Source organism: Streptomyces sp. NPDC016469, assembly GCF_040632905.1.
Lineage (GTDB): Bacteria > Actinomycetota > Actinomycetes > Streptomycetales > Streptomycetaceae > Streptomyces.
The window spans coordinates 22,540-33,074 of the sequence record NZ_JBEYCQ010000049.1; the positions used below are offsets into that span (position 1 = coordinate 22,540).

13 protein-coding genes and 1 pseudogene are annotated in these 10,535 nt (G+C 69.6%); 6 read left to right on the top strand and 8 right to left on the bottom strand.

From position 1 onward, the window contains the following. Nucleotides 1–120: 120 nt before the first annotated feature. Nucleotides 121–1,185, top strand: coding sequence for an ArsO family NAD(P)H-dependent flavin-containing monooxygenase (locus tag ABZ565_RS33395; RefSeq protein ID WP_361035477.1), 1,065 nt, complete (start codon nt 121–123; stop codon nt 1,183–1,185). A 60-nt stretch (nt 1,186–1,245) separates the two neighbouring features. On the opposite strand, the gene ABZ565_RS33400 is transcribed toward ABZ565_RS33395, so the two are convergent. Further along, nucleotides 1,246–1,767 carry an N-acetyltransferase family protein gene (locus ABZ565_RS33400; protein ID WP_361035480.1) on the bottom strand — a complete coding sequence of 174 codons (522 nt, stop codon included), beginning with the start codon at nt 1,765–1,767 and terminating at the stop codon, nt 1,246–1,248. A 55-nt stretch (nt 1,768–1,822) separates the two neighbouring features. Then, nucleotides 1,823–2,866, bottom strand: a complete 1,044-nt coding sequence (locus ABZ565_RS33405) for an NAD(P)/FAD-dependent oxidoreductase (RefSeq protein WP_361035483.1) — start codon at nt 2,864–2,866, stop codon at nt 1,823–1,825. Between the two features lie 63 nt (nt 2,867–2,929). Here ABZ565_RS33405 and ABZ565_RS33410 point away from each other — a divergent pair, with 63 nt between their 5' ends. Next, nucleotides 2,930–3,256 (top strand): metalloregulator ArsR/SmtB family transcription factor, encoded by a 327-nt coding sequence (locus ABZ565_RS33410; protein ID WP_361035486.1) that lies wholly within the window; start codon nt 2,930–2,932, stop codon nt 3,254–3,256. A gap of 21 nt (nt 3,257–3,277) precedes the next feature. Here the strand turns inward: ABZ565_RS33410 and ABZ565_RS33415 are convergent, their stop codons facing one another. Then, a complete protein-coding gene (locus tag ABZ565_RS33415) occupies nt 3,278–3,643 on the bottom strand; it encodes a metalloregulator ArsR/SmtB family transcription factor (RefSeq protein WP_361035489.1) in 366 nt (121 codons plus the stop codon). Nucleotides 3,644–3,747: 104 nt separating this feature from the next. Between ABZ565_RS33415 and ABZ565_RS33420 the strand changes: the two genes are divergently transcribed. The 3 genes from ABZ565_RS33420 to ABZ565_RS33430 are packed head-to-tail and all read left to right on the top strand — an operon-like array spanning nt 3,748 to nt 6,899. Beyond that, nucleotides 3,748–5,142, top strand: a complete 1,395-nt coding sequence (locus ABZ565_RS33420) for an FAD-dependent oxidoreductase (RefSeq protein WP_361035492.1) — start codon at nt 3,748–3,750, stop codon at nt 5,140–5,142. Between the two features lie 57 nt (nt 5,143–5,199). Then, nucleotides 5,200–5,667, top strand: a complete 468-nt coding sequence (locus ABZ565_RS33425) for an ArsI/CadI family heavy metal resistance metalloenzyme (protein ID WP_361035495.1) — start codon at nt 5,200–5,202, stop codon at nt 5,665–5,667. Then, the gene (locus tag ABZ565_RS33430; RefSeq protein WP_361035498.1) at nt 5,664–6,899 is read left to right on the top strand and encodes an MFS transporter; all 1,236 of its coding nucleotides are present in this window, start codon (nt 5,664–5,666) and stop codon (nt 6,897–6,899) included. The genes ABZ565_RS33425 and ABZ565_RS33430 overlap by 4 nt, the downstream gene beginning before the upstream one ends. A 121-nt stretch (nt 6,900–7,020) precedes the next feature. Here ABZ565_RS33430 and ABZ565_RS33435 read toward each other — a convergent pair. The 5 genes and pseudogenes from ABZ565_RS33435 to ABZ565_RS33455 form a co-directional block, all read right to left on the bottom strand. Continuing rightward, nucleotides 7,021–7,314: pseudogene (locus tag ABZ565_RS33435) on the bottom strand (Ku protein); the annotation flags it as partial. 608 nt (nt 7,315–7,922) lie between these two features. Then, entirely contained in the window at nt 7,923–8,276 is a 354-nt protein-coding gene (locus ABZ565_RS33440; protein ID WP_361035501.1) for a hypothetical protein, read from the bottom strand. A gap of 383 nt (nt 8,277–8,659) precedes the next feature. Then, entirely contained in the window at nt 8,660–9,187 is a 528-nt protein-coding gene (locus tag ABZ565_RS33445; protein ID WP_361035513.1) for a restriction endonuclease, read from the bottom strand. A 220-nt stretch (nt 9,188–9,407) separates the two neighbouring features. After that, complete coding sequence (locus ABZ565_RS33450) at nt 9,408–9,620, bottom strand: hypothetical protein (RefSeq protein WP_330315069.1); 213 nt, start codon at nt 9,618–9,620, stop codon at nt 9,408–9,410. Nucleotides 9,621–9,762: 142 nt separating this feature from the next. Then, the gene (locus ABZ565_RS33455; protein ID WP_361035504.1) at nt 9,763–10,272 is read right to left on the bottom strand and encodes a hypothetical protein; all 510 of its coding nucleotides are present in this window, start codon (nt 10,270–10,272) and stop codon (nt 9,763–9,765) included. 55 nt (nt 10,273–10,327) lie between these two features. On the opposite strand from ABZ565_RS33455, the gene ABZ565_RS33460 reads away from it, so the two are divergent. Then, a partial coding sequence (locus ABZ565_RS33460; protein ID WP_361035507.1) for a transposase family protein occupies nt 10,328–10,535 on the top strand: 208 nt, incomplete at its 3' end.

Consider the following 10,535-nt stretch of genomic DNA (forward strand, 5'->3'; position numbering starts at 1 on the left):
CGCGCCCCGAAACGTACGCCTCGGCAGCCTGCTGGGAGCCCCCGGTGAGGCTAGGGCACGCAGGGTCCTCTGCCCGGTGTGCGCCACAGCCGAGGTGCCGAGCCTGGCGGTTCCAACGCCGTGACCAGGCAGACGGACGTGGTGGTGATCGGCGGCGGGCAGGCCGGGCTCGCGGCCGGGTACCACCTGCGCCGCAAGAAGCTGAACTTCGTGATCCTGGACGCGCAGGGCACGCCCGGCGGGGCATGGCAGCACACCTGGGACTCGCTGCACCTGTTCTCCCCGGCGGCCTTCTCCTCGCTGCCCGGCCGCCTCATGCCGGCCCAGCCGGGCCAGGAATACCCCGACGCCAGGCACGTCGTGGAGTACCTGAGCGACTACGAGCAGCGCTACGACCTGCCCGTTCACCGCCAGGTCCGGGTCCAGCAGGTACACGGGGACGGTGATCGGCTGCGGGTGGACACGGACAAGGACATCTGGTCCGCCCGGGCAGTCGTCTCGGCGACCGGCACCTGGTGGCGCCCCTTCCTGCCCGCCACCCCCGGCCGGAACATGTTCGCCGGCCGCCAGCTGCACACCACTGGCTACCGGAGACCGTCCGACTTCGCCGGGCAGCGAGTCGTCGTCGTCGGCGGCGGGAACTCCGGGGCGCAGATCGCCGCAGATCTCGCCACCCACGACGACATCGATCTGACCTGGGTCACTCAGCGCCCACCACGCTTCCTCGCCGACGCCATCGACGGCAGGGCCCTGTTCGACGCCGCGACCGCCCGGCGCCGCGCCCTGGACGAAGGACGCACCGACACCGGCGGCGTCGCCTCCCTGGGCGACATCGTCGCCGTCCCACCCGTCCGTGAGGCGCGGGATGCCGGACTGCTCAAGACGTCCCCGATGTTCGCCCGGCTTACCGCCGCCGGCATCGAGTGGGCAGACGGCACACGGGCTGCGATCGACGCGGTGATCTGGTGCACCGGCTTCCGGCCGGCTCTGTCCCACCTCGCCCCGCTGGGCCTTCGTGGACCACGCGGCCACATCCCCACCCACGGAACCCGGGCCGTCGGCGAACCGCGCCTGCATCTCCTGGGCTACGGCGATTGGACCGGGCCCGCCTCCGCCACCCTCATCGGCGTCGGCCGCCCGGCCCGCGACGCAACTACAGAGATCGCTGAACTCCTCAGCCGCTGAGCACAGCTGAGGGCCGACACTTCAAGCCGGCTCAGGGACGACCGCTGGTCCGCTGGCAGCTCAGTTGACGTGAGGGCTCCGGCGTTCAATCAGTTGAACGTCCCGCCACATTCCGTGGAGCCGGCCGACGCGTTCGCGTGTCCCGATAACGCGGAAACCGGCTTGCTGGTGCAGGGCGAGACTGGCCGTGTTCTCGGGGAAGATCCCCGACTGGATGGTCCAGATCCCAGCCGCCTCCGTGGAGGCGATCAAGGTGTGCAGAAGGGCACGAGCAATGCCCTGCCCGCGGGCGGCAGGGTGAACATAGACGGAGTGCTCGACCACACCGGCGTACGCGGCACGAGCCGAGACCGCAGAAACGGCGATCCAGCCGATCACGCCGGCGTCGGGAGTGCGCGCGACCAGTCGATGGCTGGTCAGCCTGGACCTGTCGAACGCTTCCCAGGACGGAGCCGCAGTCTCGAAGGTGGCATTGCCCTCATCGATCCCGGACTGGTAGATCGCCAGAACCTGTTGAGCGTCCTCGGCAAGCATGGGGGTGAGGGTGAACTGCGCGGGCACTGCGATTCCTTCCTGCCGCATGATGCTGGCGACGATTGTGCCGCGCGGCTGGGTGAAAGGGCAGTCCGGCCGAGGCTCAGCGTTTCCGCAGCCGGGACAGTACGTACCCTGCGTCGCGGCCGACGCCGCGCAGGGTCTTGGAGGAGAAGCTGCGCTGGAACTCCATGCCGACGAATCCGAGGCCCGGCACCGTGGTGGCGATGCCGCCGCGGTGCAGCGGTGCGCCATCGGTGCCGAGGGTGCCGCTGTCGTGCAGGTAGGGGAAGGTGAGCCGGTAGCCGGTGGCGAGCAGGACCGTATCGACTGCTTCCTTCGTCCCGTCGGTCCACACCACGCCCTCATTCGTGAACCGGGTGAACATGCCGCGACGTTCGATGCCGTACCGGTCCAGTGCAGCCAAGTAGTAGCCGTCATCGATCACGGAGACGGGGACCTTCGCCAGCAGCCGTCGGATCGGGGCGATGTCGAGGCGGGTGTGCGTGAGCCACCAGTGCAGGTCCCGGCCGAGCGGGCGTTGGGGCGTCCAGCCGATCGGGCGTCGGCTGGCCAGGGTGGTGTCGGCAACCGCACCGAGGTCCGCGGCGATCTGGATCGCGGAGTTGCCTCCGCCGACCACGACGACCCGCTGCCCTGTGAACGGGTCGGGGCTGCGGTAGTCGGCGGCGTGCAGTACCTGGCCGCCGAAGTCCTGGCGTCCAGGAAGATCCGGAGTGAAGGGTGTGCCGTAGTCGCCGGTCGCAGCGACGACCGCCCCAGCGGTGAACTTCCGCCCGTCGCCGGCGAGCACGGACCAGGCGCCGTCCCCGTGCGTTACGGAGGTGACGGAGGTCGAGGTGCGGATGTCGGCGGGCAGGCGGTTGGCGTAGTCGCGCAGGTAATCCACGACTTCGTCCCGCCGTGGGTAGCGGTCCGGGTCGCCGGGGAACCGCATCCCGGGCAGGGCGGAGTACCGGGCGGGGGAGAACAGGGTGAGGCTGTCGTAGTAGCGCGGCCAGGACCCGCCCGGCTCCTTCGCGGCTTCCAGGACCAGAATGCGGGTGAAGCCGTGACGCGGGGCGAGTGCCGCAGTGGCCAGGCCGGACTGCCCGGCACCGATGATGACGAGATCGGCATGCTCCATGAGAACGTAACCCTTCACTTGAGTCGTTATTTCGGGAAGTGACGAAACATTGAGCAGGAAGCTGTGACAGAGAACGGCATCGAGACGTCCGCGGTGGATCCGGCGACGGCCGACTTCCTCAAGGCCCTGGCCAGCGAAACCCGCCAGAAGGTGCTGCAGCAGCTCACCGGCGGGATCGAGCTGACGGTCGGCGAGATCGCCGACCGCTGCGCACTGAAGCCGTCAACCGCCTCGGAGCACCTGAGCCTGCTGCGCCGCGGCGGCCTGGTGATCTCCCGCAAGGAGGGCAAACAGGTCTACTACCGGGCCGACGGCGCCACGATGACCCAGCGAGTCACCGCGCTTCAGGCATACCTGGCGCGCTGCTGCCCGCCCGACTGCACCGGCTGACCCGCAGGCGCGAACCGAAGGTCAGGTGCGCAGGTCGAGCATGGCGGACATGGCCGCCACGACGGGCGGGGCCACCTTGTAGTACACCCAGGTCCCGCGCCGCTCCGAGGTCGGCAGGCCGGCCTCGCGCAGCTTCTTCAGGTGATGGGAGACGGTCGGCTGAGAGACGCCGACGTCGGAGATGTCGCACACGCACGCCTCGCCCCCCGCATGCGAGGCGACCTTCGAGAACAGGCGCAGCCGCACTGGGTCGGACAGTGCCTTGAACATCGCGGCCATCTTCTCCGCGTCGGTCTGCGACAGCTCGCCCGCGGTGATCGGCGGGCAGCACGGCACCACCGTTCCGGCCTCCAGCACCGGCAGCTCCACCATCCCTGAATTCGACATATGTCTATGTTGACACTCATCGATGCCAGTGGCAACCTTTGGATATAGACAGCAGTCGAAACAGCGGCCGGGAACGGTCGCCTATCCCGGAGGACATCACCGCCATGACCACCACTGCAGACCTTCCGGTTGTCGTCATCGGCGCCGGCCCCGCCGGGCTGGCGGCAGCCGCCCACCTCGTCGAGCGCGGCATCGAGCCCCTGGTTCTGGAGACCGGGCCCACCGCCGCCACCGCAGTGCGGGGCTGGTCGCACGTGCGGCTGTTCTCGACCTGGAGCGAGCTCGTCGACCCGGCCGCCGAGAAGCTCCTGGCGCCGACCGGCTGGGCCAGGCCCGCTGAGGACACCTACCCCACCGGCGGGGAGTGGGCGGAGCGGTACCTCCAGCCGCTCGCCGATGTCCTCGGGGACACGGTCCTCTACGGCGCCACCGTCACCGGCGTCTCGCGCCTCGGCCGGGACCGGATCGTCGACGCGGACCGCGAGCAGCAGCCCTTCACCCTCCGCGTCACGCGCGCCGACGGCTCCGAGGAGCGCATCCTGGGCCGGGCCGTGATCGACGCGTCCGGCACCTGGTCCACGCCCGCCCCGATCAGCGCCGACGGACTGCCCGCCCTCGGCGAACACGCCGCCTCCGCCCGCATCGCCTACCGCATCCCCGATCTCAAGGACCCGGCCGTCCGCGCCCGGTACGCCGGGAAGCGCACCGCCGTCATTGGTTCCGGGGCCTCAGCGTTCACCGCCCTTGCCGCCCTCGCCGGCGTGGCGAAGGACGAGCCCGGTACGCACGGGGTGTGGATCCTGCGCCGCGGCATCAGCGGCTCCACCTTCGGCGGCGGCTCCGCCGACCAGCTCCCCGCGCGTGGCGCTTTGGGGCTGGCGGCTAAGGCCGCCGTCGACGACGGATACGCCGACGCCGTCACCGGATTCCGCACCGAGGCCGTCGAGCCGGCCGCCGACGGCCGGCTGGTCCTGGTCAGTGAGGACGGCCGGCGCCTCGACCCGGTGGACGAGGTCATCGTCCTGACGGGCCTGCGCCCCGACCTGTCGTTCCTGTCGGAACTCCGCCTCGCCCTGGACGAGCGCCTGCAGGCGCCGGTGGAGCTTGCCCCGCTCATCGACCCGAACCAGCACTCCTGCGGCACCGTCTACCCGCACGGCCACCGCGAACTGGCCCACCCCGAACAGGGTATTTACCTGGTCGGCATGAAGTCCTACGGCCGCGCCCCCACCTTCCTCGCCATGACCGGCTACGAGCAGGTCCGCTCCGTCACCGCCGCCCTCGCCGGCGACACCGAGGCCGCCGACCGCGTCGAACTCACCCTCCCCGAGACCGGAGTGTGCGGCGGCGCCGGACTCTTCGACGACCCCGCCGCCGGACAGAGCGACGAGGGCGGCTGCTGCGCTCCGGCCCCCGCCCTCGTCCAGATCGGCACCGGCCTCTCCCTGCCGGTAGCGGTCGCCGAGGACACCACGTCCGGCGGGTGCTGCGGGTCCTGAACCACCGCGCCCGGCCACGTCCGGCCGGGCGCGTCCGCACGAGTCAGGAGGAACGTCATGTCACGCATACAGCTAGCCCTGCGCGTCCCCGACCTCCCAGCCTCAATCGCCTTCTACAGCAAGCTCTTCGCCACCGAACCGGCGAAACTGCGCGACGGGTACGCCAACTTCACCATCGCCGAACCGCCACTCAAACTCGTCCTCGTTCAGGGCCCACCGGACGCAGCCACCCGCATGGACCACCTCGGCGTCGAAGTCGACACAACCGAAGCAGTCCATGCCGCCACCACCCGCCTTCAGGAGCAAGGGCTGGCGACCGACGTCGAGAACGACACCACCTGCTGCTACGCGCTCCAGGACAAGGTCTGGGTCCACGGCCCCGGCCAGGAACCGTGGGAGGTGTACGTCGTCAAGGCCGACGCCGACTCCATGGCCAAGCAGAAGAACAGCACCTGCTGCGCGGACCCGGCCGCCACCGAAGCAGGCCCGCCCGCGTCGACCGGGGCCGGTGGCTGCTGCCCGTGACCAACCTCGACGCCCGCGGGGCCACGACCGGAACAGGGGACCGGCCGCGGCCCCGCGCCGTGCTCCCCGCGCTGTGCGCCACACAGATCACCAGCTGGGGAATCGTCTACTACGCCTTCCCAGTCCTGAACCCAGCCATCACTGCCAACACCGGCTGGTCCACCGGCGCAACGACAGCAGCATTCTCCGCAGCCCTGCTCATCTCAGCCTTCGCCGGCATCCGCGTCGGCCGGATCATCGACCATCGCGGACCACGCACCGTCATGACCGCCGGCTCCATCCTCGGAGTGGCGAGCCTCCTGGTCATTGCCGCCGCCCCCAACCTGCCAGTCTTCTTCGCCGGATGGCTGCTGGCAGGACTGGCCATGGCGGCCACCTTCTACCAGCCTGCCTTCGCCGCACTGACCCGCTGGTGGGCCCCCGACCACGTCCGCGCCCTCACCATCGTCACCCTCGCCGGCGGACTCGCCTCGACCGTCTTCGCACCCCTGACCGCAGCTCTCGCCAACCACATGAGCTGGCGCATGACCTACACCGTCCTTGCTCTGATCCTCGCGGCCGTGACCATCCCCGCGCACGTCTTCGCGCTCAAGGCCCCCTGGCCGGCCGCACCGCCACAGTCTTCCCACGCCGGAGATTCAGCGACCGCAGTGACTCGCAGCCGCCCCTTCTGGATGCTCGCCGCAGCCCTCACTCTTTCCGCCTTCACCGTGTTCGCCGTTGTCGTCGCCCTGGTCCCCCTGCTCATCGAGCGCGGATACTCAACCACCCAGGCAGCATGGGCACTCGGCCTCGGCGGCGCCGGACAGACCCTCGGTCGTACCCTGTACGCAACGCTGGCCGCCCGAACCGGTGTGACCACCCGAACAACCGCGCTGATCGCGCTCGGCGGCGTCACCACCGCAGCACTCGCCCTGACCCCCGGCCCGTACCTCCTGCTGGTGGTGCTATCGATCGCCGCGGGAATGGTGCGCGGCAACATCACCCTGCTGCAGGCCACCGCGATTACTGACCGATGGGGCGCCACCCACTACGGCCGCCTGTCCGGAATCCTTGCCGCACCGACCACCACGGCGTCAGCCCTCGCGCCCTTCGCAGGCGCAGCCCTGGCCGCACCCCTCGGCGGCTACAGACCACTCTTCTTCCTCCTGGCCGCCGCCTCCGTGGCCGCCGCGCTCATCGCACCGTGGACAGCCACCCGAGCTGTACGCCAGCCATCCCCACGGCTCTGACAGCCGCCGCCTCCCCTGCAGACACAGGCGAACCCACCCACATTGCCGTCCCCAACCCGGCAACAACGCGCGGGTTCAGTACTTGCTCCCTCCAGGAATCCACGAACTCACGCGCTTCGCCTTCGACGAAGGCGACGATCTCGATCGCCTTCGCCGTCGGCAGCGGCATCTCCTCCAGCTCCCGGTCTGTCACCGGCACGACCTCGTCCTTGGAGACCTCGTAGCCCTTGCCGATCTCCTCCTGCGACAGCTCCTTCTCGTCGAGCTCGCAGACCTTGCGCGTACGGACGCGACCCATGTCCTCCAGATGCACCCGCCGGAAGTGGATCGAGTGGTCCTCCGTCGCACTAATGATCTTGGCGGGGATCGTGACCAGGCCGAAGCTGATCGCCCCGGACCACAGCGGTCGTGGCATACGTACACACCTCCAGACCCCCCTTGAGGCCACAGGCGGCAGGCCGCGCGCCGGGCGGTACGTCATCCCGGCCGGCCCGTCGCATCTCGATCCTCGCGCCGCGTGCCGGTCCCCGCACCCCGAGCCGTAACCGTCGGCGCAGGCTGGGCCGTCTCTTGTCGATCACCCGTGAAAACGGAACGATGTCAGCCACGACCTCTGCAGATCCGCCTCGCGGCTCCTCCAATGACCTGCAGGAGGCTTGCTTGCGAGTTCCACCTGCTTCCGCGAGGAAGACGCGGGCCTAGTCCCAGCTGGGCAACAGCACCGACAACTGATCCGTCGTTCCGGCCGGACCCGACAGGTCCGGCCGGAACGCGACAAGAGCCCGGGACGCAGCACCGCCCGGCACAGAAACCGCCGATCACACAAGGGAACACCGCAAGCCTCAGCCTGCACCCCGAATACAGCACCCGGTCGGGAGGCCAACTTGCGCAGCCGGCCGACCCGGGTTTCCTCGTGGGGACAAGCGCCGCACCACAGCACGGTTCGCAGGTACGAGCGCTTGAGGTCACGCCAGGACGTTGGTCTCCCAATCCCGAAAGCCCCGTCGCCAGGGGTGGGCTGGGTCAGAGGTCGATGACGGCCCAAACTCGGCGGCCGTCTGGACCCGTGTCCATCCCGCACTCGGTAACCGGGTGGTGCGCCGTTACCTGGTGCAGTACATCCGAGCCGGCATCGTCGTCCAAGTCGGCGAGACCAGGATGATGGGACAGGGCAAGAATGCAGGCCTGCCCGTCCTGGTCGGACAAGTGCACGGACACTCGATTCCCCTGGTCCTCGACCGTTGCCTCGACAAGGAGCACCGTGACCGCCTCGACTGCGTCCAGCACGTCCTGGCCGGGACAGAAACCCCACGCCTCAAGCTGAGCGAGGACCGCTTCCTTGGCTTTGCCCGCCGCCCACCGGTTTGCCGCGTACACCCAGTTCGCCCCACGCCTGCCCCGCATCACCACCCCACACCGTGCCGACCTGACAAGCACGCCGGAGCCGCCGTCCGCAGTCTCAGGGCGGGGCGGGGAGGCTGGCTTCTTCGGCGGCGGAGGCGTCTTCGGTGGATACGACGGCGGGGTCGGCTGCTCGATTGGCGCTGCTGGCATGGGCCCTCCCGACATGGACAGGCGCAGATGGATACGCCCTGTAGTCAGGGTAGGGCGGATATCGATGCGACCGGGGGGATAGCGCGGAAGACCCCGCGTCACCGGGGAGAGACTCGTCAGACCTAAAGAGGGGGGGTCCTGCGGCGGAACCCGCGTCGGCCGGGAGGACCAACAGGCAATGGGGCCGGACTCGGACATTCGCTTCGTCAGTTTCCTGCCCGAGGCCCCGGCACTCTCGGCAGGAGCTCCCACAGCGGTCGGTTCCCGGCGGCCCAGGCGGCGAGTACGCGTCGGTCGGCCAGGTGCATGTGCAGTTGCTGAGCGAGCGGTGCGCAGCGATTGGAGAAGCGCCCGTTGGTGACGACGAGGACGATGTCGGCGCCGTAGAGCTGGCGGGCGGTGCCGTTGACGCGCTGGAGGTCGGGGGTGCCGACGGCGGAGCCGCGGTCGCCGGCCTTGCGGTGCTTGCACTGGATGACCCAGACGCGGCCGTGGGGGTCGGTGGCCAGGACGTCGGCGCCGTTGTCGCCGGATCCTCCGACCTGGCGGGCGTCGGTACATCCGTCGCGGCGCATCAGGTCCCGGATCGCGTACTCGAAATCACGGTGGGCCAGCGCGTCGAGCTGCGGCAGTTCGTAGCGCAGCGCCTGTTGCTGGACCCGGTTCCAGGCGTGCTGCTGGCGGCGTTGGTTGACGAACCAGGTCGCGGCCACGACCGCGACGGCCCCGAGCATGACCACGGCCCACAGGTGGGTGACCAGCCAGGAGACGGCGGCCCAGAGTGCAGCGACGCCCAGGACGCCGGCTCCGAGGACGAGGACCTGGCGGTCGCGCTGCCGCTGTCGGCGGGTGCGTGCGTAGCGGCGGCGCTGGGGCGTTCGGCGTGCGGGCCGTCGCGTGCCGGGGCGGGGACGTCGCGGGTGGCGGGTGGGCATCGGCTGGGCTCCGAGATTGTCAGTGGCTGGACTTGGTGATGCCGGAGGCGAGCTGGCCCAGGGCGTCGAGGATGCTCTCGCCCACCGGTGTCGGGGCGATGACCACGCCCAGGGCGAGCACGATGACGACGGTCAGCTTCTCGTCGTTGCGGCTGCGGGCCTCAGTACGGCGGCGCAGCCGGAGGAGGACGATGACGGCGAGCAGCACACCCACATTGATCGTCAACCTCATGCCCGCAACCCCCCAATAGCCCTGCCCGACCCCTCGGAGCCCTGTCTACCGACACAGACGACTCCATGGCGCTCGGTTACTCCCATTTGACGCAATGTCATCGATTGGCTTGATCAGAGGGCGAGTTGGTGAAGGCAGGGCTTCACCGCCCGACGCGACTTGGTTCGTTACTCAGCAGAGCTCGTGTGATGAGCCGTTCCATCACTCGCTCGGGCAGCGCCGGGTTTGTCGCGGTGTCTTCGGCGAGGAAACCGTCGGGGGCGTTGATGAGGCTTTCCAGGACGGGGAGGTCCAAAGCAGGGTGGGCCGCAACGCGGCGCCGAGTCTCAAAATCCTCAGAGGCCAGGCAGAGCAGCAGAGTCTCAGACCGTGCCGCCGGGTGACAGGCGATCTCTCGCAGCACGCGCCTGCTACTGGCTGGGTGCGCCGCCATCCACTGCAGCAGGGCGGAGGGGCACCTGGAGTGGCGGGCGACCGCGGCGAAGACTGGCGGCCCGTACCGTTCGGCAATTTCGGCGAGCCGTTCGGGAGCGAGTTCCGAGCGGGCGGCGATCCGCTGGGCCACTGCGATGTCCGAGTCGGTGGCGAACTGTTCGGCGAGGTCGCGCGGCAGCCGCGTCCGGTCGGCGACGAGCGCCCTGGCCTGCGCCACTCGACTCGAGGCTAAAAGTTGTTGCAGAACGTTTGGGATAGGGCATTCCTCTTGTATGGGTGGGGTGTTGCGGGCTGAGCCGTTGTGGGTGGAGACGTTCACTGGCTTGCGGATGGGCCGGTTCGAGAAGTTGGTGAAGGCAGTACGGGAGCGGAGAGGAAACGGTCACGGTGGAGGGCGCCCGTGGTGCCTGCCCCTGTCGGACCGGGTCCTCCTGGTAGCCGTCTACTACCGGACCAACCTCACGATGCGCCAGCTCGCCC

Excerpts from the sequence above, each read along its gene's own strand:
- ABZ565_RS33450 (WP_330315069.1), bottom strand. The coding sequence starts at position 9,620 with ATGAGGTTGACGATCAATGTGGGTGTGCTGCTCGCCGTCATCGTCCTC.
- ABZ565_RS33405 (WP_361035483.1), bottom strand. The coding sequence starts at position 2,866 with ATGGAGCATGCCGATCTCGTCATCATCGGTGCCGGGCAGTCCGGCCTG.
- ABZ565_RS33400 (WP_361035480.1), bottom strand. The coding sequence starts at position 1,767 with ATGCGGCAGGAAGGAATCGCAGTGCCCGCGCAGTTCACCCTCACCCCC.
- ABZ565_RS33415 (WP_361035489.1), bottom strand. The coding sequence starts at position 3,643 with ATGTCGAATTCAGGGATGGTGGAGCTGCCGGTGCTGGAGGCCGGAACG.
- ABZ565_RS33420 (WP_361035492.1), top strand. The coding sequence starts at position 3,748 with ATGACCACCACTGCAGACCTTCCGGTTGTCGTCATCGGCGCCGGCCCC.
- ABZ565_RS33445 (WP_361035513.1), bottom strand. The coding sequence starts at position 9,187 with ATGCTCGGGGCCGTCGCGGTCGTGGCCGCGACCTGGTTCGTCAACCAA.
- ABZ565_RS33425 (WP_361035495.1), top strand. The coding sequence starts at position 5,200 with ATGTCACGCATACAGCTAGCCCTGCGCGTCCCCGACCTCCCAGCCTCA.